General features: G+C 71.4%; 21 protein-coding genes and 1 pseudogene. 18 read left to right on the top strand and 4 right to left on the bottom strand.

What is annotated here, in order from left to right; all coding sequences use genetic code 11:
* A pseudogene (locus ACWD0J_RS12015) lies at positions 1–259 on the top strand (IS1380 family transposase); the annotation flags it as partial.
* A gap of 712 nt (positions 260–971) precedes the next feature.
* Positions 972–1,622, top strand: a complete 651-nt coding sequence (locus ACWD0J_RS12020; protein ID WP_451495656.1) for a hypothetical protein — start codon at positions 972–974, stop codon at positions 1,620–1,622.
* 59 nt (positions 1,623–1,681) lie between these two features.
* Here the strand turns inward: ACWD0J_RS12020 and ACWD0J_RS12025 are convergent, their stop codons facing one another.
* Positions 1,682–2,302 (bottom strand): hypothetical protein, encoded by a 621-nt coding sequence (locus tag ACWD0J_RS12025; protein ID WP_451495657.1) that lies wholly within the window; start codon positions 2,300–2,302, stop codon positions 1,682–1,684.
* Positions 2,303–2,847: 545 nt separating this feature from the next.
* On the opposite strand from ACWD0J_RS12025, the gene ACWD0J_RS12030 reads away from it, so the two are divergent.
* From ACWD0J_RS12030 to ACWD0J_RS12045, 4 genes are all read left to right on the top strand, one after another.
* Positions 2,848–4,488 (top strand): hypothetical protein, encoded by a 1,641-nt coding sequence (locus ACWD0J_RS12030; protein ID WP_451495658.1) that lies wholly within the window; start codon positions 2,848–2,850, stop codon positions 4,486–4,488.
* A gap of 128 nt (positions 4,489–4,616) precedes the next feature.
* A complete protein-coding gene (locus ACWD0J_RS12035) occupies positions 4,617–4,880 on the top strand; it encodes a CopG family transcriptional regulator (RefSeq protein WP_451495659.1) in 264 nt (87 codons plus the stop codon).
* Complete coding sequence (locus tag ACWD0J_RS12040; RefSeq protein ID WP_451495660.1) at positions 4,877–5,293, top strand: DNA-binding protein; 417 nt, start codon at positions 4,877–4,879, stop codon at positions 5,291–5,293. Before ACWD0J_RS12035 ends, ACWD0J_RS12040 begins: the two co-directional genes overlap by 4 nt.
* Positions 5,294–5,609: 316 nt before the next feature.
* Positions 5,610–6,110, top strand: a complete 501-nt coding sequence (locus tag ACWD0J_RS12045; protein ID WP_451495661.1) for a peptidylprolyl isomerase — start codon at positions 5,610–5,612, stop codon at positions 6,108–6,110.
* 69 nt (positions 6,111–6,179) lie between these two features.
* Here ACWD0J_RS12045 and ku read toward each other — a convergent pair whose 3' ends face one another.
* Entirely contained in the window at positions 6,180–7,259 is a 1,080-nt protein-coding gene (gene ku / locus ACWD0J_RS12050; protein ID WP_451495662.1) for a non-homologous end joining protein Ku, read from the bottom strand.
* A 71-nt stretch (positions 7,260–7,330) separates the two neighbouring features.
* Between ku and ligD the strand changes: the two genes are divergently transcribed.
* Entirely contained in the window at positions 7,331–8,212 is an 882-nt protein-coding gene (gene ligD, locus ACWD0J_RS12055) for a non-homologous end-joining DNA ligase (protein WP_451495663.1), read from the top strand.
* Positions 8,213–8,259: 47 nt separating this feature from the next.
* Positions 8,260–9,558 carry a vanadium-dependent haloperoxidase gene (locus tag ACWD0J_RS12060; RefSeq protein WP_451495664.1) on the top strand — a complete coding sequence of 433 codons (1,299 nt, stop codon included), beginning with the start codon at positions 8,260–8,262 and terminating at the stop codon, positions 9,556–9,558.
* A gap of 15 nt (positions 9,559–9,573) precedes the next feature.
* Here ACWD0J_RS12060 and ACWD0J_RS12065 read toward each other — a convergent pair whose 3' ends face one another.
* Positions 9,574–10,377, bottom strand: coding sequence for a nuclease-related domain-containing protein (locus ACWD0J_RS12065; protein WP_451495665.1), 804 nt, complete (start codon positions 10,375–10,377; stop codon positions 9,574–9,576).
* Positions 10,378–10,510: 133 nt separating this feature from the next.
* Here ACWD0J_RS12065 and ACWD0J_RS12070 point away from each other — a divergent pair, with 133 nt between their 5' ends.
* The 10 genes from ACWD0J_RS12070 to ACWD0J_RS12115 all read left to right on the top strand — a co-directional run bounded on the left by ACWD0J_RS12070 (position 10,511) and on the right by ACWD0J_RS12115 (position 20,094).
* Positions 10,511–11,017 carry a protein-tyrosine phosphatase family protein gene (locus tag ACWD0J_RS12070; protein WP_451495666.1) on the top strand — a complete coding sequence of 169 codons (507 nt, stop codon included), beginning with the start codon at positions 10,511–10,513 and terminating at the stop codon, positions 11,015–11,017.
* A 183-nt stretch (positions 11,018–11,200) separates the two neighbouring features.
* On the top strand, positions 11,201–11,995 hold the full coding sequence (locus ACWD0J_RS12075) for a hypothetical protein (RefSeq protein WP_451495667.1): 795 nt from the start codon (positions 11,201–11,203) through the stop codon (positions 11,993–11,995).
* Entirely contained in the window at positions 11,992–13,230 is a 1,239-nt protein-coding gene (locus ACWD0J_RS12080) for an ATP-binding protein (protein ID WP_451495668.1), read from the top strand. The genes ACWD0J_RS12075 and ACWD0J_RS12080 overlap by 4 nt, the downstream gene beginning before the upstream one ends.
* A gap of 162 nt (positions 13,231–13,392) precedes the next feature.
* Entirely contained in the window at positions 13,393–13,758 is a 366-nt protein-coding gene (locus tag ACWD0J_RS12085) for an SH3 domain-containing protein (RefSeq protein WP_451495669.1), read from the top strand.
* Positions 13,759–13,801: 43 nt separating this feature from the next.
* Complete coding sequence (locus tag ACWD0J_RS12090) at positions 13,802–15,178, top strand: FtsW/RodA/SpoVE family cell cycle protein (RefSeq protein ID WP_451495670.1); 1,377 nt, start codon at positions 13,802–13,804, stop codon at positions 15,176–15,178.
* A complete protein-coding gene (locus ACWD0J_RS12095; RefSeq protein WP_451495671.1) occupies positions 15,175–16,632 on the top strand; it encodes a penicillin-binding transpeptidase domain-containing protein in 1,458 nt (485 codons plus the stop codon). The genes ACWD0J_RS12090 and ACWD0J_RS12095 overlap by 4 nt, the downstream gene beginning before the upstream one ends.
* A 141-nt stretch (positions 16,633–16,773) precedes the next feature.
* Complete coding sequence (locus ACWD0J_RS12100) at positions 16,774–17,712, top strand: AurF N-oxygenase family protein (protein ID WP_451495672.1); 939 nt, start codon at positions 16,774–16,776, stop codon at positions 17,710–17,712.
* Positions 17,713–17,762: 50 nt separating this feature from the next.
* A complete protein-coding gene (locus tag ACWD0J_RS12105; RefSeq protein WP_451495673.1) occupies positions 17,763–18,416 on the top strand; it encodes a TetR/AcrR family transcriptional regulator in 654 nt (217 codons plus the stop codon).
* Between the two features lie 171 nt (positions 18,417–18,587).
* Positions 18,588–18,914 (top strand): hypothetical protein, encoded by a 327-nt coding sequence (locus ACWD0J_RS12110; RefSeq protein WP_451495674.1) that lies wholly within the window; start codon positions 18,588–18,590, stop codon positions 18,912–18,914.
* A gap of 112 nt (positions 18,915–19,026) precedes the next feature.
* Complete coding sequence (locus ACWD0J_RS12115) at positions 19,027–20,094, top strand: NlpC/P60 family protein (protein ID WP_451495675.1); 1,068 nt, start codon at positions 19,027–19,029, stop codon at positions 20,092–20,094.
* A 65-nt stretch (positions 20,095–20,159) separates the two neighbouring features.
* Here ACWD0J_RS12115 and ACWD0J_RS12120 read toward each other — a convergent pair whose 3' ends face one another.
* Positions 20,160–21,413, bottom strand: a complete 1,254-nt coding sequence (locus tag ACWD0J_RS12120; RefSeq protein WP_451495676.1) for a styrene monooxygenase/indole monooxygenase family protein — start codon at positions 21,411–21,413, stop codon at positions 20,160–20,162.
* Position 21,414: the final 1 nt, after the last annotated feature.

The following is a 21,414-nucleotide window of genomic DNA, read 5'->3' on the forward strand; positions in this document are numbered from 1 at the left end:
GGAAGTGAACCGCGGCTGGATACTCGCTGCGAACCTCGCGAGTGATCTCGACGCCTGGGTGCGGCTGCTGGCCCTGCACGACATCGACGGCCTGGTCGGCGCCGAACCGGACACCATGCGCTTCCGTCTCTACCACCTGCCCGCCCGCCTCGCCGATCACGCCCGACGCCGATGGCTGCGCATCGACGCGCCCTGGCCCTGGGCAAAAGCGTTCACCACCTGCTGGCAGCGGCTCACCGCCCTCCCGGCTGTCACCTGACGGCCGGGCACCGCCCCGACAAGGACCAGGAAGGAGAAAAACCGGCAGGACTCCGGGCTCGTGGAACCCGGCGCACCCGCGGCGTCACGCGACGGCCCACCTCCAACGGCCCGAGGACATTACGGGCGAACTGCCGAGCAAGTCAGCCGCTGACGAATCGAGGCCAACTCGACCGTGTTCGACGTCTACTGCGGCGCCAGCCACATCGAGATTGACGCCGCCACCAGCGAGCACGCCGAGCCCGGCTCTGCCATGCAGGAGGCGCACGACGCCACGCAGCCCTGATCCCACCCGGTCGGCCGGCGCGGCGTGCCGCAGTGCGCCGGGCCCCCGACCTCTTGCAGCCACCCTCCTCATGACATTCGACCTATACATCGCCCAGCCGCGCGACGGCGAACCGGACTACCACCGCATCGGTTATTTCCTCATACCGGACATCATCGGCGTCATGCGCGCCCAGGGCATGGCCGTAGACCTGCCCGCCCACCTGGCCCCCAGCCGAGGACTTCGGCACCACTGTCCCGGAAGTCCGCGCGCTCATGGACGCCAACGAGCTGTTGCCGCCGCACATATAGGCCCTCGTCGACGCCGCGAAACGCACCGTCTGCGGCAAGGCCGTGGACCCCAAGGACGTCCCCGTCTACAAGCTGATGGTGGCAGCGTGATGCTCCTCAGAGAAATCCCCATCCTGCCCGCCGGTTAGCTTGGCGGGATGAGCGATCAATTGAAGGCAGAAGGCCAGGAGGCCCAGGTCGAGGCGGCATGGGGCCGCATCATGGCGTGGCTGGAGCAGCACGCCCTCACCTCGTACGCCTCGCTGCTGCCCCCCGCGCCGGAGACGGAGATAGCGAACGCGGACGCGGCGCTGAGGCAGCACCTCGGGTTCGCCCTGCCGTCGGAGCTGGCCGCGCTGTGGCGGCTTTGCGGTGGTGTGGAGCACCAGTACATCGAGGCCAATGAGGAAGAGGGCGAGGTTGGCTCGGGGGCGTTTTTACCTGGCGGGATCCTGCTCGGCCCGGCGGATGCGCTCAGGCCGCGGCTGCCCGAGATCGGGCGCAGCGACGGGTGGGGCGCCGCGGTGGTTCCGTGGCTGACCGGCGACGAAACAGGCCCCGAGTCCGGGCACTACGTGGGCGCGGACGGCGTCGGCTACTGGTCGCTGCCGGACAACCTGGCCTGCGACAAGCCCGGCTATCCGTCGATCGCCGCCTATCTCGAAGCTGTACACCGCACGCTCACCGAAGGGCCGGCCGATGCCATGGGCCCAGATGTGCCCGGCCTGGTCTGGGGCTGCCTGGTCTGGGATGACCCCGACAGTCCGCTCCTGGACGATGCGCTGGAGCACTGGCGGCCCGTCCACTGACCACGCTCCGCCCAGGGGGCCCGTCTGGCTGACGGGCCCCCGGTCGGAGCGTGCAGTGGCTACGGCTTCTTCATTTCGCAGATGAGGTTCGCCGCACCGATGGTGCAGTCCTTGAACCACAGCTGACCGGGATTGACGGCGAACTTGTCATTGTCGATGACCCGCATCTGCGCCAGTAACTCGTTGCCGTACTTGTTCATCGCGCCCTGGTTGACGTACCCCGACATCGAGGAACGGCCGCACTTCTCGCTGAATGCCGGTGCGTCGTAGCGGGTGTCGTCCAGGAGGTGTTCACTGCCGTCGTCGACCTTCGCCGCTACGGTCTGGATGCACTCGCCACCTCCGGCCTTGCCGGCCGGGTTCTTCCCGCCGGCGGAAGCCGGCAGGCCGACGGACTCATACGTCGAGGCGAACGGCACCTCATCACAGTTCACCTTGTCCGGATTCGGCAGTGGGGTCTGCGAGCGGAACTCCGGTTGCAGAAACGTCTTCGAATGAGACACGAATCCCTTGGTCGGAACGTACCCGTCGGTTCGGTCGCCGCTGTAGCCGCAGACCCGGGCACGTATCTTCTTCTTCGTCCAGGTGGAGTCCACCCGCCCGTTGTCCGCGTCGGGACGGTAGTGCAGCGGCTTGGCGATGGTCCCCAGGTTCTTAATCCCGGACTTGCTCTGCACCATCCACAGGTGAGCCGCAGCGGCCGGGTAGCGGGCAGTCGCAGCGCACATCGATGCCAGGCGAGCGGGCACTGCCGCCGTCGGTTTCGTCGTCCTTGCCTTCGACCGGCACGTATTCGCTCTCCGGGTTGAAGATGAACCAGACCGGCAGAGCCCTGGTCAAGCCAACGTCGGAGGGGCCGACGCCGTCGGTGGAGCCGTCCCACTTGTGCGTGGTTGAGATGGCTCGGCCGCCCAGCCCGGGAGCGGACCGCTGTTCCGCTCGCCGACCGGCTGGACCACCTGCGCGAGTCCCGCCTCCTTCTGTTCGGCGGGGACATGACTGCCCGGCACATCCACTCGAACATCCCGATAAGAGGGCACTCGGGCAGCGTCCGGCTGACGAGTGCGGATCGTCGGACGGTCTGCACGACGTCCGTGGCTCCTGCTCACCCTCGGTCCCGATGTGGCCGGTTGTGCACCATGGCTCACCATGCGCACTTGCATGCGCCCCAATGCTCCGAACTACCGTTCCCGGCCGGCGAGCACGCGGACACCGTGGGGGATGCATGGCAAGAACCGCGCGACAGATCCTGAACGGACTCAGCCACCAAAGGACCATTCACATCCGGTCGACGGCAGAACTCGCGGCTCATGTCGACTCCGCGGCGGCGGCCATCGACAAGCAGCGCCGGGAAAAGGGCCAGGAAGCAGTACGCCGGAAACCCGAACTGCACCCCGTCGCGCGGGTCGACTGCGAACGGTCGATCGAGCTGACGCCGTGGCAGGTGCTGCACGCCCTGGCGCGCGGCTTCGTACTGCCCAGCCAGGGAATGGGACGCGGACTCGCGGAACACTGGCTGAGCCTGAAGTACTGCGAGGCACTGCACGGCAACCGCGCCGGCTCCATGGACCTGACCGAGAAGGGACGCTCTTCCGAGCGCTGGTACAAGTCCATGCAGGCCCGGGAGTTGGCAGTGGGCTTCGGCCTCGCCGCAGCAGAACACATCGTGCAGCAGCACTACCCCGACCACATCGTCTCGGTCGTCGACACGAGCACGGTACTGCGGGCCGGCTGGGCCCTGGGCGGCTCGCAGCGCGGCAAAGGCTCACGGCCCCGCCCCGACTACCTCATCGAGGCATGGAAGCCCGGAGAGCCATCGAAAGTCACGTTCGTGGTCTGCCGGGGAAACCACCAGAAGCCGAGTAAGCGGACCGGCCGAACCCGCAGCACCACGCTCCAGCAACTGGTCAAGGGCTCCGAACTGACCGAAGGCATGCAGATCGGCCCGTGGAACACGACGCCGTGCCTGATGCTGTCCACCGAACTCATGGGGCAGGGCGGAGTCGTGGTCAACGCCCTGCAATCCCCCGGCGAAGCACTCCTCCCTCTCCGCACACCGGACGGCCCGGGCAACGCCGACGAGGAAATCAGGGACAAGCCCGGTATCCCCTACCCCAACGCCATCCGCATACCCGCCCGCGACGGGAAACGGACACGGACCGTCGACGGCTTCCAGGTGCCAGAAAGACCTCGGCTGGTTCGGCCAGCTCCTGGCCCGCACCGCGGCAGCCGGCCTGACCGCATTCTCGGGCGGAGGACCGACAACAGCCCGCTACCTCACCGCACACCAAGGACAAAAGCACTACGCCGCGCCCACCTTCGCCGCCACATCCAGCTACCAAGACGCGGACATAGAGATCGGCGATACGAAATTCGTCGGCACAGACCACGTCTTCCGCGTGGAGACCGTACGCATCGAGGCGTTCTCCGGCATGGATTCGAGACTATACGAACTCATCAGGAAAGGCCGCGTGGAAGAGTACCGGAAAGCAGCCTACGAACTCCGCTCGACACGGCACGAAACCCGCGAAGCCGGGCAGAGATGGAACGGCCCGATCTCGTTCCGCGACGACGGAGCCGTCATGGCCCTGAGCATCCTGCCCATCCGCAAACGGCGCCCGCTCTGAACCAGGGGTTCGGAGGTCTTCCTGGTTCAGGTTCTCCGTTTCTGGCAGCGCAACATAGCGTGGGATCGCCGGTTGGCCGAACCGGCGATCCTGCGCACCATGGATGGTCCACCGCCACCACCTGCCCGCACGTTGAAAGGCCGCATTCAGAACCAAGCCCACAACTTCACACGACAGCCGTCTGCATTCACGACGAGGTACGGCAGGGCACCCGCGCAACCGATCCGGGACCCATCTGACTCACCACTGGTCCGCACACGCAGGGGAGTTCACGTGAACGTCCTGGCTGCCCACATCAGGCCCCGGCAGCAACGACGGCGCTGCGGCCCCGTCCGCTACTGGGAGGATCAGAGGCAGATTAGGTGGCATGAGTGACCCTACCGGCAAGTACTCGATCACCATGCCCCGTGGAATCGCCGAAGCCGCCAAGGCCCGCAGCGGCCCTTCGGGGCTGTCTGCCTATGTCGCCGCTGCCGTCGCTCGCCAGATCGAGCGGGACAACCTCAACGAGCTCATCCAGGTCGCCGAGGCCGAGCACGGGCCCATCACCGGCGAGGAGATCCAGGCCCTGCGCGACCAGCTCCACCAGGCACGTCAGCAGCAGGTGCAGGACGGGGCGAGCGCCGCGTGACCCGCTCCTCCGCCGCCACCCCCGGCGGCACCCTGGTCCTCGGCAGCCAAGGGCTGGCCAAGGCCGTCCTTCGCGACCGCACCGTCACCGGCTGGCTCGCCCTCGCTCGCGCCGACGACCTGCGGGTGATCATTTCCGTGGCAACCCTCGTGGAGGTGGTCCACCCACGGATCAACCGCCCGGCCCTGGAGTGGGCCCTCTCCCGCCTCGTCATCGAACCGGTCACCGAGCCCATTGCCCGTCATGCCGCCGCCCTCCTCGCCGACGCCGGCCTGCGCGGCCGCAAGTACGCCGTCGACGCCCTGCTCGGCGCCACCGCCCTCGCCGCCCCCGGTCCGGCGACGGTTCTCACCTCAGACCCCGAGGATCTGACCGCCCTGTGCGGCTCTCGCATCACCGTCATCAAGGTCTGAGCATCGGCTCTCGCCCGCGGTGCGTATCCCCCTCGGCGTCTTCCACCGCAGGGCCGCCGACCGCGGAGTCACTCCGATCCGTACACCGGACCGCCAGGCTGGCTGACTGTCAGTCAGGCGCGTGACCTGCATAGACACCTGGGACTGCCGCGTCCGCCGGAGCCGTGTGCGCAGGCTCGCCCGCCGCTCGCCGCCGCTCGCCGCCGTCGCCGCCGTCCCCGCCGTTCGTCCGGTCCGCGTTGTCACGGCGGCACACCCGGAAAAGGGCCGTGTGACAAGATGCTGCGGCCAAGCCCCACAGAAAGGGACGTATTCCATGTCCAGGGTCGAGCTGACCACGAACTTCGGCCGCATCGTTCTCGAACTCAACGACGCCGAAGCCCCCAAGACCGTCGAGAACTTCCTGACGTACGTCCGCAACGGGCACTACGACGGCACCATCTTCCACCGGGTGATCGACGGCTTCATGGTGCAGGGCGGTGGCTTCACCGCGGAGATGGCGCAGAAGCCCACCCTCGCACCGGTTCCGAACGAGGCCGACAACGGGCTGAAGAACACCGCGTACACCGTGGCGATGGCGCGCACCAGCGACCCGCACTCGGCGACCGCCCAGTTCTTCGTCAACGTGTCCGACAACGAGTTCCTCAACTTCACGGCGAAGAACCCGAGCGGCTGGGGTTACACCGTCTTCGGCCGTGTCACCGAGGGCCAGGACGTCGTGGACCAGATCAAGCAGGTCCGTACCGGAACCGTCCGCGGCATGCAGGACGTGCCCACCCAGCCCGTCGTCATCGAGTCCGCCAAGACGCTCGGCTGACGGGACGGCAGACGACGACAGGCTGCCGAGACCTGCGTCCGCGGTCCCGCCGCTGACGCGGTGCGCAGGTCACGCGGTCCGTTTGCGGGCCGCGGTCTTCTTCGCGGGGGTCTTCTTCGCCGCCGTCTTCTTCGTGCCCTGGGCCGATTTCGCCGACGTGGCCGCCGACTTGGCGGTCGATCGCGCGGTCGGCTTGGCCGTCGACTTCTTCGTGGACGCGGACGCGGTGGTCTTCTTGGCGGCGGTCTTCTTCGCCGCGGACGCCGTCGACTTCTTGCCGCCCGCCTGCTTGGGCGCCGTCCGCGCCGACTTCCCAGCCGGCAGGCGTCTGACCTTCGCGGGCTCCTCTGCGGGCTCGCCGGCCGTCCCCTCGCCCCGCGACTCCTTCGCCGCCCGCACGCTCTTCTCCAGGGCCGCCATCAGGTCGAGGACCTTGCCGCCCTTGGCCGGTTCGGGCGCCTCGGGCGGTGTCTCGCCGGCCGCCTTGGCGGCGACGACCTCCTCCAGCGCCTCCCGGTACTCGTCGTGCAGGTCGTCCAACTCGATCTCGCCGAGGGTGTCCATGAGGGCGTCCGCGAGGTCGAGTTCCTTGTCGTTGACGGTGACGTTCGTGTCCGGGGCGAGGCCTTCGGGGGCGCGGACCTCGTCCGGCCACAACAGTCCGTGCAGGGCGATGGCGTCGCCCACCACGCGCAGCATGCCGAGGCGTTCCCGGCCCCGCAGCGCGTACTTGGCGATGGCGACCTTCTGGCTGCGCTTGAGGGCCTCGCGCAGCAGGGTGTAGGGCTTGGCGGCCGGGGCGCCGCCCGCCCCGAGGTAGTACGCGGCGTCCATCTGGAGCGGGTCGATCCGGTCTGCCGGCACGAAGGCCACGATCTCGATCGTCCTGGCCGTCGGCAGCGGCAGGTGGGCCAGGTCGTCCTCGGTGATCGGGATGATCGTGCCGTCCGCGTCCTCGTAGCCCTTGCCGATCTCGGACTGGGTGACCTCGCGGTCCTCCAGCTCGCACACCTTGCGGTAGCGGATCCGGCCGCCGTCCTCCGTGTGGATCTGGCGGAAGGAGATCGAGTGGCTCTCGGTCGCGTTGACCAGCTTGATCGGGATGCTGACCAGGCCGAACGAGATGGCGCCGTTCCATATGGATCGCACGTGCAGCACCCTTTCGATCGGTTTTTGGTGATTGAGAACTATTTACGGCCACATACTGGGATTCTCATCGTATGACGCCGATCACAGAGGTGGAGGGGCGACGGCTCGCGCTCAGCAACCTGGAGAAGGTGCTGTATCCCGCGACCGGCTTCACCAAGGCCGAACTGCTGCACTACTACGCCACCACCGCCGAGGTCCTGCTGCCCCATCTGCGGGACCGGCCGGTGTCCTTCCTGCGCTATCCCGACGGGCCCCAGGGCCAGGTGTTCTTCGCCAAGAACGTGCCGCCGGGTACGCCCGACTGGGTCACCACCGCCGAGGTGCCCCGGTCGGAGGGGCCGGCCCGGATGGTGCTGGTGCAGGACCTGGCGAGCCTGATGTGGGCGGCGAACCTGGTCACCGAGTTCCACACCCACCAGTGGCTGATCGGCTCGCCCGGCGAGGCCGACCGGCTGGTCTTCGACCTCGACCCCGGGGCGCCCGCGACGATCGTCGAGTGCTGCGAGGTCGCCCTGTGGCTGCGGGAGCGGCTCGCGGCGGACGGGATCGAGGCCTACCCGAAGACCGCCGGGTCCAAGGGGCTGCATCTGCTGGCGGCGGTCCGGGGAGCGTCGTCCGATCAGGTGTCGGAGTACGCCAGGCGGCTGGCCGTGGAGGCGGAACGGGCGATACCCCGGTTGGTCGTCCACCGGATGACGCGGAGTCTGCGGCCCGGAAAGGTGTTCGTCGACTGGAGCCAGAACGCCGCCCGCAAGACCACGGCCACGCCCTACACCCTTCGGGCACGTGCCGAGCCCCTGGTGTCGGCGCCGGTGACGTGGACGGAGGTCGAGGACTGCGCGACACCCGCGCAGCTGGCCTTCCAGGCACCGGACCTCGCGCCCCGCGTAGCGGACCACGGCGATCTGCTGTCCCCGTTGCTCGACCCGGACCGGGCAGGACCGCTGCCCTGAACAACCCGTCCCCCACGACACACGTCCCCCACGACACAAGGAGCCGCATGGAAACCCGACCACCCTCCCGCTCTCTCCGCCGCCCCCTCGCCGTCGGACTCGCCGCGCTCACCCTCGGCGCCCTGCCCTGGGCCGTCCCGACGACCGCCGCCCAGGAGCAGCCCCCGGCCAGGGCGGCCGGCCCGCAGGTGATCACCGACTGGAACAAGACCGCCGTGGCGGTGGTCAGCGGCGACGCCGAGCGTCCGACGGCCGAGCCGTTCGTCTGGTACGGCTTCGTCTCGGCCGCCGTCTACAACGCGGTCGTCGGCATCGAGGGCCGCTACACGCCCTACCGGTGGGACGTACGAGGTCCCCGGACCGCCTCCCCCGAGGCCGCCGCCGCGGCCGCCGCGCGCCGGGTGCTGCTGACGTACTTCCCGGGCTCGAAATCCCGGATCAACAAGACCTACACCGCCTCCCTCGCGAAGATCCCCGACGGGAAGGCCGAGAAGCAGGGCGTCCGCTTCGGTGAGCGGGCCGCCGACCGGATCATCGAACTGCGCGAGGACGACGGACGCGGCGACCCGATGACGTACGACCAGAAGCCCGCCGCCGGCGTCTGGCGGCCCGCGCTTCCCGCGCACCAGCCCTTCGTCAACCCGTGGATCGCCCGGCTGCGGCCGATGCTGCTCGACTCGCCGCACCAGTTCCGGCCCGGGCCGCCGCCCCGGCTGACCTCGAAGCGGTACGCCAGGGATCTCGCGGAGGTCAAGGCGATGGGGGCGAAGAACAGCAAGGAGCGGACGCCCGAGCAGACCGAGACCGCACTGTTCTTCGGCGACGCGCTGCCGGTGCAGTTCCAGAACTCCTTCCGGGGGTACGTCGCCCGGCACGACCTCGACATCGTGGACGCGGCCCGGCTGTTCGCCGCAGCCAACACGGCCGCCGCCGACGCGACGATCGCCACCTGGGACTGCAAGTACACCTACGGGCAGTGGCGCCCGATCACCGCGATCCGGCTCGCCGACACCGACGACAACCCCGCCACCGAGCCCGACCGGGACTGGGAACCGCTGCTGCACACGCCCGCCTACCCGGACTGGATCAGCGGCCACAATGTCAACAGCGCCGCCGTCGTGACCGTGCTGGACGGCCTCACCGGCGGCGACATCGACCTGCGGATCTCCTCGGCGCGGACGGGCACCACCCGCACCTACACGAAGGCGGCCGACTTCAACCAGGACGTCATCGACACCCGGGTGTGGGCCGGCATCCACTTCCGCACCAGCGACATCGTCGGCAACCGCATCGGGCGCGACATCGGCCACTTCGCGCTGGACCGCTTCTTCCAGCCGGTCCGGTGACGCACCTGCGGTGACTCACACCCGCGTCCACGTCTGCCGGTCGCGCGCCATCGCGTGCAACGCCTCCACGTCCGCCGGCTTGAGCACGCCGCCGGTGCGGGCCAGGTCCGCCACCTCCGTGTCCGTCAGGACCCGGACCGCGCGCAGGGGCGCGGCGACCGTCACGTCCGTGGGTCCGACGAGGGCCAGGACCGGGTGGACCTCGGCCGTCAGGGCGTAGGAGGCCCGGTCGGCGTCGGCCCGGACGCGGCGCAGCAGCGGGTGTGGTTCACGGCGGCCCAGCGTGACCATCGGGTCGGCGACCGTGACCCGCTGCCTGCGGGCGTACAGCGTGTGCACGGCGAACAGGCCGCCCGGGCCGATCACCAGGTGGTGCACCCGGTCGCCGCCGGGCAGCGGGACGGAGTGCAGGGTGTGCCAGCCCGCGCCGTCCAGGCGGTCCAGGGCCTCCCCCACCGCCTGTTCGGCGGCGAGGGCCCGGCGGCGCGGGTCGGGGCGCAGCCGGTGCGCGGGGCCCGGGTCCCGGTCCAGGGCGATCTGGAGCGCCTCGCCGGGGCGGTTGGGCGCCAGGTCGTCGTCCGGGTGGAGGGACAGCCGGGCCAGCTCCGCGGGGGTCGGGACCGGGGGCGGGCCCACGGCCACCGGCCCGGTCAGGAAGGGTCCGAGGACGTCGAGCACGTCCTGTCTGCGGTCCTCGCGGAGCAGGTTGACCCGGGCTGCCTCACGGTCGTACCAGGCGATGTTCCTGCCGTCCGTGAGGCAGACGTAGAGCCGTTCCCGACCGTGCCGCCAGGTCGGTACGACGCGCAGTCCGCTCATGCACATCACCCCCTGACCATGGGAACAGGCGGGTGCTCCGGTCGCAAGAAGCCGGATACCTTTGAGGAGGTGTCGACCCGGGTAGGTTCTGTCGGCCCAGGGGTTGAGTGGGCAGGGGCTTGGGGAGGCGCCGTTGCGAACGAGCGGGAAGCAACCCGACGTACCCGCTCCGGACAGTGCGTGGAGCGAGATCGTGCCCGGTCTGTGGATGGGCGGGCACGAGTTCAGCAGTCGGCCCGGGCAGGTCGGCTCCGCCGTCGTGCGGGACGAGTTCGGCCTCGTGCAGACCCTGCTGCGGCTGCCGGGGCACGGGCCGGACCCCGGTGTCGAGCACCATGTGTGGCCGATTCCCGACGGACCGCTGGACGGCACCCAGCTCGCCGGGGTGATCCGGCTCGCGCGGGCCGCGTGCGAGGCGCTGGACGGGGGCCGCAAGGTCCTCGTCCGCTCCTGTCACGGCTACAACCGCTCGGGCCTGGTCGTCGCGCACGCCCTGATCGGCCGCGGGCGCTCCGCGGACGAGGCGATCCGGCTGATACGGTCCCGGCGCTCCCCCTGGGCGCTGCACAACGAGCTGTTCGTGGAGTACCTGAAGGCCGGGCTGCCGACCGCCCGGCTGCTGGAGGAGCTCACCGAGTAATCGTTTCTCCCATCGTTTCTCCCTGCGCGTCACCCGGGTACGCGAAAAGGACTTCCCGCGGAACGCGCGGAATAAGGTGTACGGGGCGCGCTGCCGGAGCCGCCGCTCACACCCGTCCGGTACGCGCGCACCGCCCCGTACGCGCCGCCCTCGCCGCCCCTCGTCCCGAACCGCTGGAGCACCGTGTCCGCCCCGCGCATCCGTACCGCCGCCACCGTCGCCCTGCTGCTGGCGACCGTGTCGGCCTGCGGGGACACCGGCGCGCTGCGCGGGGCGGGGCCGACGCCGACCGCGATGAGCCCGGACCGGCTGTGGCCGGATCTGGCCCCCGCGTCGAGTCCGGCCTGGGACTACGACGACGGCGGGTCCGAACTCGTGCGGGGCATCACGGCCCCGGGTGACGACATCCACCGGGTGGACCCGGTGGCTGTGATCCGGGCGGAGATCGCCCGGCATCCGGACGCGTACACGGGCGGCAAGGCCACGTACCGGGAGACCGCCCGCCGGATGGCCGACTGCGCCGGGGGCGCGGCCACGGGCCGGTGCCCCGTCCTCACGCCGTACTACCGCGACCTCACCGGTGACGGACGGGACGACCTGACCCTCGGGTTCCGGCTGCTGCCCGGCAACCAGACGGCGGTGCGCGTCTACACGTTCCGGTCGGGCCGGCTGACGCAGGTCATGTCCAACGACGACGCGGTCACCGGGGTCGAGCTGGCGGGGCGGTCCGTGATCATCCGCTCGCCGTCCGACATCGCGGGCTACGAGTACCGCTTCCAGTGGACCTGGGACCCGGACCAGCGCGTCATGCTGCTGACGCACGACGAGTTGCTGCGCACGGGCGGGAAGAAGGGCGCGAAGGACTCGACGGACGCGACGGACTCGAAGCACCCGACGGCCTCCCCGTCCCCGTCCCCGTCCCTGTCCCCGTCCGCTTCCCCTTCTCCCTCCGGCTCCTCCTCGGCGAGCGGTCGATGAGACGGCCCGCGCTCCCCCGGTGGGCCGGCACGCTCGGTGCGAAGGCCGCGGTGTTCATCACCGTGATGTGCTGCGCGCTGGCCGCCCTGCTCGGCGTCCTGGTGCACGTGTCGGTGACGAACCAGACGGTCGGTCAGGCCCGGGACCTCGCCCTGGCCAGGCTGACGGAGGAGACGGCGGCGTTCGAGGCCGGGGACGCGCTGGCGCGGGGCGCCGGCGTCGATCCCCCGGGCCTGCCCGAGGCGCTGCGGGAGCTGGCGGCGGCCGGGGAACGCGGCACGATGGTCGGCGAGCACCACGGGCGCCCCACGATGTGGGCCGCGGGCCCGGTCGACGGCGGCCGGGCGCTGGCCGTGGAGGTCGACCACGCGCAGGGCGAGCGCACCATCGACGGCCTCGACCGGGCGATCGTCTGGTCGTCGGGGCTGGCGATCGGGGCGACGCTGCTGGTCGGCGCGTTCGCGGTGACCCGGGTGACCCGGCGGTTGCAGACCACCGCGCAGGTGGCCCGGCGGATCAGCGCCGGCGACCTGGACGCACGGGTCGGCGACCCCCGTACGAAGGATCCGACCCGGCCGCAGGACGAGGTGGCCGCCGTCGCCGCCGCGCTGGACTCCATGGCGGCCTCGCTCCAGGGCAAGCTGCTGAGCGAGCAGCGGTTCACCGCGGACGTGGCGCACGAGCTGCGCACCCCGCTGACCGGGCTGCACGCGGCGGCCGAGCTGCTGCCGCCGGGCCGCCCCACCGAGCTGGTCCGGGACCGGGTGGCGGCGCTGCGCACGCTCACCGAGGACCTGCTGGAGATCTCCCGGCTGGAGACCGGGCGGGAGCGGCTGGAGCTGGACACGGAGCCGCTGGGCGCGCTGGCCGGGCGGGTGGTGCGGGCGTCGGGGACCGGCACGGAGGTCGTCGTCGTACGGGACGTCGCCGTGGAGACGGACCGGCGGCGGCTGGAGCGGGTGCTCGGGAACCTGGTGGCGAACGCGCACCGGCACGGGCGGGGGCCGGTGGTGCTGACGGTGGACGGGCCGGTGGTCACCGTGCGGGATCACGGGGACGGGTATCCGGACTACCTCGTGGAGCACGGGCCGCAGCGCTTCCGTACGGAGGGCGGTGCCAAGGGGCACGGGCTGGGGCTGACGATCGCGGTCGGACAGGCGGAGGTGCTCGGCGCGCGGGTGACCTTCGCCAACGCGGCGGACGGCGGGGCCGTGGCCGTGGTGACCCTGCGGTAGGGGCCCGGGGGTCCGCCGCCCGCGGCCGGCGGGGCGTGCCGGACGGTTCCCGGCGCTCCTCGGGGGTGCTTGCTCCTATGGACCAGCGTGACGGGCGGGGGCCCGCTTCCGCTCCTAATGTGGCGGTAAGTCAGGTTCCGCCCCCGTTCCCGGAGGTACCCCATGTCCCTGCGTTCCCGCTGCGCCATAGCCGTCGCCGCCGGCGCCCTCGCCGCCGCCTCCCTCGCCACTCCCGCCGTCGCGAGCGACGAGTGGGACACCCTCGGCGGCGACGGTCACCACCATGACGACCAGGGCCTGTACAAGGGCGTGGTCACCGCGGGCACCCTCGCGCTGCGCAGCGCGCCGAACCGCGGGTCCCAGATCATCCGGTACGCGCACCGCGGGGAGATCGTCAAGATCTTCTGCAAGACCGGCGGCCAGACCGTCGACGGCAACCCCCTGTGGTACCTCCTCACGGACGGCACCTGGGCCTGGGGTGCGGCCCGGTACATCGACAACATCGGGCCCTCGCCACGCTGGTGCTGATGACGAAGGCAGACAACCCGCGTCATTTGGGTAAGTTCCGGGCATGACCAAGGCCGGAACCACCGTGCGGACAGCGGACCCGCCCCTGCCCGTCGTACGCCTCCCCCGGCGCCGTGGCATCGAACTGGCCCTCATCGTCCTCGCCGTCCTGCTGTCGGTGTACGGCTACTGCGCGGTCGGCCTCGCCAAGAACGGCACCGTCCCGCCCGGCGCCGCGGGTTACGGCGCCGGGCTCGGCGTGCTCGCGCTGCTCGCGCACGGCGCGGTACGCCTGCGCGCCCCCTGTGCCGACCCGCTGCTGCTGCCGATCGGCGTGCTGCTCAACGGTCTCGGCCTGGTCCTGATCTACCGGCTCGACCTGGAGACACCCGGCGACCGGGCGGCGACCGCCCAACTCGTGTGGTCCAGCCTCGGCGTGACCCTGTTCACCGTGGTCGTCCTGGCGCTGCGCGACCACCGCGTCCTGACGCGGCACTCCTCCGCCTGCGTCACCGCCGCCCTCGTCCTGCTCACTCTGCCGATCTTCTTCCCGGCGGTGAACGGCGCCCGCATCTGGATCCGGATCGCCGGATTCTCCATCCAGCCGGGCGAGTTCGCGAAGGTGCTGCTCGCGGTGTTCTTCGCCGCGTACCTCGCGGCCAACCACCACGCGCTGGCGTACTCCGGCCGCCAGGTCTGGCGGTTCCGGCGGATCCAGCTGCCCACCGGCCGCGTCCTCGGCCCGATCGTCGCCGTCTGGCTGGTCAGCGTCGGCGTGCTGATCCTGGAACGCGACCTGGGGACCTCGCTGTTGTTCTTCGGCCTGTTCGTCGTCCTGCTGTACGCCGCCACCGGCCGGATCGGCTGGATCGCGGTCGGTCTGCTGCTGGCCTCGCTCGGCGCGGTCGCCGTCGGCTGGCTGGAACCGCACGTGCACAGCCGGGTCGAGGACTGGCAGCACCCGTTCGCGTCGATCGAGGCCGGCGAGGGACCCAACCAGCTCGCCCAGTCCCTGTTCTCCTTCGCGGCGGGCGGTGTCCTCGGCACCGGGCTCGGCCTCGGCCACTCCGTCCTCATCGGCTTCGCCGCCAAGTCGGACTTCATCCTGGCCACCGCGGGCGAGGAGCTGGGCCTGGCGGGCCTGTCCGCGATCTTCCTGCTGTACGGCCTGCTGGTGGAGCGCGGCTACCGGGCGGGCCTGTGCACACGCGACCCCTTCGGCCGGCTGCTCGCCGTCGGGCTGGCCTCGATCGTGGCGCTCCAGGTGTTCGTGATCGCGGGCGGGGTGACGGGCCTGATCCCGCTGACCGGCATGGCGATGCCGTTCCTGGCCCAGGGCGGCTCCTCGGTCGTCACCAACTGGGCGATCGTGGCCCTGCTGATCCGGGTGAGCGACTCGGCGCGGGGACCGCACGCCTCCGACGGGCCGGTGATCCCGTGACCCGGTACATCCGGCACGCCGCCGCCTTCTGCGCCCTGCTGCTGGTGGCGCTCCTGGTCAACGCCGCCCGCGTCCAGGTCTTCGAGGCCGGGGCCTACGACGACAACGCGGCCAACCGCCGCACCGACATCGCCCGGTACGCCCGGCCCCGCGGCGACATCCTGGTCGGCGGCCGGCCGGTCACCGGCTCCCGGGACACCGGTGAGCAGCTGCGCCACGAACGGACGTACACCGACGGGCCGTTGTACGCGCCGGTCACCGGCTTCGCCTCGCAGGAGTACGGGACGACGCTCCTGGAGCACGCGGAGGACGGCATCCTCTCCGGCGCGGACCCGATGCTGGCGCCGCTCCCGCTGTGGAACGACTTCACGCGCGCCCGGAGCCCCGGCGGCGACGTCGTGACGACCCTCAACCGGGCCGCGCAGAAAGCGGCGTACGACGGACTGGGCGGACGCAAGGGCGCGGTCGCGGCCGTCGAACCGTCCAGCGGGCGGATCCTGGCGCTGGTGTCGAGCCCGTCCTACGACCCGGCGGTGCTCTCCGGGAACGACGCCGGGGTGGCCCGGTCCTGGGCCCGGCTCAACGGTGACGCGGACAAGCCGATGCTCAACCGGGCGGTACGGCAGACGTATCCGCCGGGCTCCACCTTCAAGGTGGTCACCGCGGCGGCCGCGCTGGACGCGGGCGTGATCACGGACCTGGACGCGCCGACCGACTCACCGGCCCCCTACCGGCTGCCCGGGACGACGACCAGCCTGACCAACGAGTCGGACCGCTGCAGGGACCTGTCGCTGCGGGAGGCCTTCAAGTGGTCGTGCAACACGGTGTTCGCGAAGCTCGGCGTGGACGTGGGCGTGACCGGCATGGCGGCCACCGCCCAGGCCTTCGGCTTCAACGACACGGCGCTGCGGATCCCCTTCTCGGTGGCCCGGAGCACGTTCGACACCTCCGTCGACCGGGCGCAGCTGGCGCTGTCGTCGATCGGCCAGTACAACACCCGGGCCACGCCGTTGCAGATGGCGATGGTCTCGGCGGCCGTCGCCAACGGCGGGCAGGTGCGGGAGCCGTATCTGGTGGAGCGCACGACCCGGGCGGGCGGCGCCACGGTCGCGACGGGCGGCCCCCGTCCCGTACGGCAGGCGATGCACCCGGCGACCGCCGTACGGCTGAAGGAGCTGATGACCCAGGTGGTCACGGAGGGCACCGGCGGCAACGCGGCGATCCGCGGCGCCACCGTGGGCGGCAAGACCGGCACCGCCCAGCACGGCGTCCTCAACGCCGGGACGCCGTACGCCTGGTTCGTGTCCTGGGCGCAGGGCGACGACGACCTGGAGCCGAAGGTGGCGGTGGCGGTCGTGGTGGAGGACGCCTCCCTGGTCCGGGGGGACATCACGGGCGGCGGGGTGGCGGCGCCCATCGCGCGGGCGGTGATGGAGGCGGTGCTGCGCTCGTAGGCGGCGCGGGAGGGCCGGAGCTCTCCGGTCGTGCGGGTGGACGGGGCGTCGACACGTCGTGCGCAGGGGATTGACGAGCTTGCTGACAGGCAGTCTCATAAAGCTGGACGACGTGACCCCGGGCAACGAGGTGGATCAGCCATGACGACCCTGCCGGAAGCCGACGCGCTCGACGGCCTGCGTGACGCGCTCGGCCTGCTCAAGGACCGGGAAGAGGTGGCCCAGCGGCTGCTCGACTCCTCTGCCAGGCACTCCTTCGACCCGGACCGGGAGCTGGACTGGGAGGCGCCCTTCGAGGACGGCAAGTGGTTCTGGCCGCCGGAGCTGGTGTCGCTGTACGACACCCCGATGTGGAAACGGATGAGCGAGGAGCAGCGGATCCTGCTCTCCCGGCACGAGGCCGCGGCGCTCGCCTCGCTCGGCATCTGGTTCGAGATCATCCTGATGCAGCTGCTGGTGCGGCACATCTACGACAAGGCGGCCACGAGCGCGCACGTGCGGTACGCGCTCACCGAGATCGAGGACGAGTGCCGGCACTCGAAGATGTTCGCCCGGCTGATCTCGCGCGGCGACACCCCCTGGTACCCGGTGAGCCGCGCCCACCAGCACCTCGGGCGGCTGTTCAAGACGATCTCCACGACCCCCGGCTCCTTCACCGCCACCCTGCTCGGCGAGGAGATCCTCGACTGGATGCAGCGGCTGACCTTCCCGGACGAGCGGGTGCAGACGCTGATCCGGGGCGTGACCCGGATCCACGTCGTGGAGGAGGCCCGCCATGTGCGGTACGCCCGCGAGGAGCTGCGGCGCCAGATGACGACCGCACCGAGGTGGTCGCGGGAGTTCACCCGGGTCACCTCCGGTGAGTTCGCCCGGGTGTTCTCGGTCGCCTTCGTGAACCCCGAGGTGTACCCGAACGTGGGCCTGGACAAGCGGGAGGCCCTGGCCCAGGTGAAGGCGAGCGGCCACCGCCGGGAGATCATGCAGACGGGAGCGAGGCGGCTCACCGACTTCCTGGACGACATCGGCGTGCTGCGCGGGGCCGGACGGCGGCTGTGGCGGTCGTCCGGCTTGCTGGCATAGGGCCTGTTCGCCCGGGGCCCGGCGCGGGCCCACCGGTTACGCTGCTGGTCATGACCCCCTCCGCGCCCACTCCCGCCTACCGCCGCCTGAGCGTCGAGGAACGCCGCAGCCAGCTGCTCGACGCCGCGCTGACCCTCTTCGCGCACCGGGCGCCCGAGGAGGTGTCGCTGGACGACGTGGCGGAGGCGGCCGGGGTCTCGCGGCCCCTGGTGTACCGGTACTTCCCGGGCGGCAAGCAGCAACTGTACGAAGCGGCCCTCAGGTCCGCCGCCGAGGAACTCCAGCAGTGCTTCGACGAGCCCCGCGAGGGCCCCCTCCTCGACCGCCTCTCCCGCGCCCTGGACCGCTACCTCGCCTTCGTCGACCAGCACGACGCCGGCTTCAGCGCCCTGCTCCAGGGCGGCAGCGTCGTCGAGACCTCCCGTACGACCGCCATCGTGGACGGCGTACGGCGGGCCGCCGCCGAGCACATCCTCAGCCATCTCCGGGTCACGGAGCCCGGCCCCCGGCTGCGGATGACCGTCCGCATGTGGATCACGGCGGTCGAGGCAGCCTCGCTCATCTGGCTGGACGAGGACAAGCAGCCCCCCGTCGACGAACTGCGGGACTGGCTCGTGGAACAGTTCCTGGCGGTGCTCTCGGTGACCGCGCGGCGCGACCCGCAGACCTCGGCGCTGGTCGAGGCGCTGCTGGCGGACGGCTGACGGACGGCTGACCGCCGACTGGCGGATGACGGCTGACGGCTGACGGCTGACGGCTGACTGACAGATAGGTGACCACGGCCGGCGTGAAACGGCTGCGGTGCCGGCCGGGGTGTTGTCGGCCGGGGCCGCCGCCATTGGCCCGCCACCGCGCCATGGGCCGACACTGGTGCCGTGAAGAGCGAAGACACCCCCTTCGAGGGCGGCCCCATGGACGGCCGGGTGCTGCCCGTCCTGCTGGGCCCCACCGGCCACCCGCCCAAGACGTACCGCATCCCCGTCCCGGACTCCGCCGGCGGCCCGCCCACCGTGCTGGTCTACCGCCGGGTCCCGCGCGCGCACAGCAGGCGGCTCGGCCTCCAGCAGGGCTGGAAGTACGCGTACGACCCCGAGGGGAAGGCCGGCCGGAGACTCGCCTGGCCCTGGTCCAAGCCGGGGGCCGGGCCGGGCGCCGCGCCGGACACCACGCCGGGCGGCAAGCCGGACGACACCCACGGGTGACCCGGTTGCGCCGAACCGCGCACACCCGGCGCGCGAACCTCCGGCACCCGTCCGATGCTCACGGTGCGGAGGGCCGCGGAACGGCCGCGTGCCCCGCACCGGAGGTGATGACGTGTCAGGAAGGCTTCTGCGTCTCGTCTGTGCGGCGGCGGTGGCGGCCGGGACCGTCCTCGCGCCCCTGCCCGCGACGGCCGTCCCCGAGCCCCCGGAACCCGGTCAACGGTCCCTGGCCGCCCTGCTGACGGACCTTCAGCGGCTGTACCGGGAGGCCGAGCGGGCGACCGAGACGTACAACGCCACCGAGGAACAGCTCAAGAAGCAGCGCGCCGAGACCGAACGGCTGGAGAAGGAGCTGGCCCGGGTCAGGGTGTCGCTGCACGACAGCCGGGGCGCGGCGGGCCGGCTGGCCCGGCAGCAGTACCAGAGCACCACCGGCCTCTCCCCGTACGTCCGCCTCCTCCTCGCCCGCGACCCCCAGCACGCCCTCGACCAGGGCCATGTGATCGGCCGGGTGGCGCGGGAGCGGGCCGAGACGGTGGGCCGCCTGGTCGGCACCGAGAAGAAGGCCGACGACCTGGCCCGCGAGGCCCGCAAGGCCCTGGACGGCCAGCTCACCCTGGCCGCCCGCCGGAAGACGGAACGCGACACCGTCCACCGGCGCCTCAAGGACGTCGAGGAGCTGCTCTCCTCCCTCACCCCGGAACAGCTCACCGCCCTGGCCGAGTTCGAGAAGAACGGAGTCGACAGGGCCCAGCGGAAGCTGGTGACCTCCGGCGCCCTCAGCCACGGGAGCGAGCCGTCGGGCGGGGGCGCCAAGGCCGTGCGGTACGCCGTGCGGCAGCTCGGGAAGCCGTACGAGTGGGGCGCGGAGGGCCCGGCGTCGTACGACTGCTCGGGTCTGACGTCCGAGGCCTGGCGGGACGCCGGGACCCCCATCCCGCGCACCAGCCAGGAACAGTGGGCGCGGCTCCCCAAGGTTCCCCTCGACGAGCTGCGCCCCGGCGACCTGGTGATCTACTTCCCCGAGGCCACGCACGTGGCGATGTACGTGGGCGACGGCGAGGTGGTCGAGGCTCCCCGCCCCGGCGAGGAGATCACGACCTCCCCGATCGCGTCCCATCCGATCCTGGGTGCCGTGCGTCCGGACGGGGACCCGGCCGCGCCGGGGGCGGGGAGCTGAGGCGCCGCCACCGGCCCCCGGCCGCCGATGTCCCTCCCCCGCGGCCCCCGCGGCCCCCGCGGCGGTCAGGCCCCGGTCACCGAACCCAGGTACGCCTCGGTCCTCTCCGGCTCGTAGAAGAAGTTCTCGAAGTCGGCCGGGTCGTTGAACCCGTTGGCGAACCGGTCGGCGACCGGCGGAAGCTGGCCCGCCGCGCCGATCAGGCCGAGCACGTGCTCCGGCGGCGGCGCCAGCATCGCGTTCGTCCACTTGGTCACGTGCCGGGCCGTCTCCCAGTACCGCTCGAACGTGGCCCGCATCCAGGTCTCGTCGAACTCCTTCTCCCCGTGCTCCAGGATCGAGGCGAGGTAGGAAGCGGCGCACTTGGAGGCCGAGTTGGAGCCCTGACCGGTGATCGGGTCGTTCGCGACGACCACGTCGGCGACGCCGAGCACCAGGCCGCCGCCGGGGAGCCGGCCGACGGGGTTGCGGACGGTGGGGGCGTACCGGCCGGCCAACGTGCCGCCGACGTCGGTCAGTTCGACCTTCGTGGCCCGCGCGTACTCCCAGGGGACGAACGTCTCCATGAGTTCCAGGGTCAGGGAGAGGTGCTCCGCCGGGTCCTTGACGCCGTTGAAGACGTCCAGCGGGCCGCCGGGTATGCCCTCCCAGAAGAGGATGTCCGCGCGGCCGGAGGTGGTGAGCGTCGGCATCACGAACAGCTCGCCCACGCCCGGGACCAGGTTGCAGCGGACCGCGTCGTAGTCCGGGTGCTCGGGGCGCGGGCCCAGCCCGTGCACGTAGGCCACCGCCAGCGCGCGCTGCGGCTCGCTGTACGGGGAGCGCTCGGGGTCCCGGGCGAACATCTGCACCAGCTCGCCCTTGCCGGCGGACACCAGCACCAGGTCGTAGGTACGGGAGAAGTAGTCGAGGTCTCCGACCGCCGCGCCGTGGATGACCAGCTGGCCACCGCGCTGGGCGAACGTCTCCATCCAGCCGGCCATCTTCACCCGCTGGTCGACCGACTGCGCGTAGCCGTCGAGCCGGCCCACCCAGTCGATCGCGCGCTGGGTGGGGCCCGGGTCGTGCGAGCCGGGGGCCGCCACCGAGACGCCGAGTCCTTGGATCTTCGGGGCCTGGGACTCCCAGAAGTTCAGCTGGAGATCGCGCTCGTGCTGGAGTGCCGTGTGGAACATGCACTGCGTCGACATCACCCGGCCGGAGCGGATCTCGTCCGCGGTCCGGTTGGACATCAGGGTGACCTCGTACCCGTGCGACTGGAGTCCGAGGGCGAGCTGGAGACCGGACTGGCCGGCTCCGACGACGAGTATCTTCCGCATG

The organism is Streptomyces sp. NPDC003011 (assembly GCF_053591515.1).

Bases quoted from the DNA above. Each gene is read 5' to 3' on its own strand.
- ligD (WP_451495663.1), top strand. From the start codon at position 7,331: ATGACGCCGATCACAGAGGTGGAGGGGCGACGGCTCGCGCTCAGCAAC.
- ACWD0J_RS12100 (WP_451495672.1), top strand. From the start codon at position 16,774: ATGACGACCCTGCCGGAAGCCGACGCGCTCGACGGCCTGCGTGACGCG.
- ACWD0J_RS12065 (WP_451495665.1), bottom strand. From the start codon at position 10,377: ATGAGCGGACTGCGCGTCGTACCGACCTGGCGGCACGGTCGGGAACGG.
- ACWD0J_RS12025 (WP_451495657.1), bottom strand. From the start codon at position 2,302: ATGGTGCAGAGCAAGTCCGGGATTAAGAACCTGGGGACCATCGCCAAG.
- ACWD0J_RS12090 (WP_451495670.1), top strand. From the start codon at position 13,802: ATGACCAAGGCCGGAACCACCGTGCGGACAGCGGACCCGCCCCTGCCC.
- ACWD0J_RS12085 (WP_451495669.1), top strand. From the start codon at position 13,393: ATGTCCCTGCGTTCCCGCTGCGCCATAGCCGTCGCCGCCGGCGCCCTC.
- ACWD0J_RS12080 (WP_451495668.1), top strand. From the start codon at position 11,992: ATGAGACGGCCCGCGCTCCCCCGGTGGGCCGGCACGCTCGGTGCGAAG.
- ACWD0J_RS12045 (WP_451495661.1), top strand. From the start codon at position 5,610: ATGTCCAGGGTCGAGCTGACCACGAACTTCGGCCGCATCGTTCTCGAA.
- ACWD0J_RS12030 (WP_451495658.1), top strand. From the start codon at position 2,848: ATGGCAAGAACCGCGCGACAGATCCTGAACGGACTCAGCCACCAAAGG.
- ACWD0J_RS12035 (WP_451495659.1), top strand. From the start codon at position 4,617: ATGAGTGACCCTACCGGCAAGTACTCGATCACCATGCCCCGTGGAATC.
- ACWD0J_RS12120 (WP_451495676.1), bottom strand. From the start codon at position 21,413: ATGCGGAAGATACTCGTCGTCGGAGCCGGCCAGTCCGGTCTCCAGCTC.
- ACWD0J_RS12020 (WP_451495656.1), top strand. From the start codon at position 972: ATGAGCGATCAATTGAAGGCAGAAGGCCAGGAGGCCCAGGTCGAGGCG.
- ACWD0J_RS12060 (WP_451495664.1), top strand. From the start codon at position 8,260: ATGGAAACCCGACCACCCTCCCGCTCTCTCCGCCGCCCCCTCGCCGTC.
- ACWD0J_RS12105 (WP_451495673.1), top strand. From the start codon at position 17,763: ATGACCCCCTCCGCGCCCACTCCCGCCTACCGCCGCCTGAGCGTCGAG.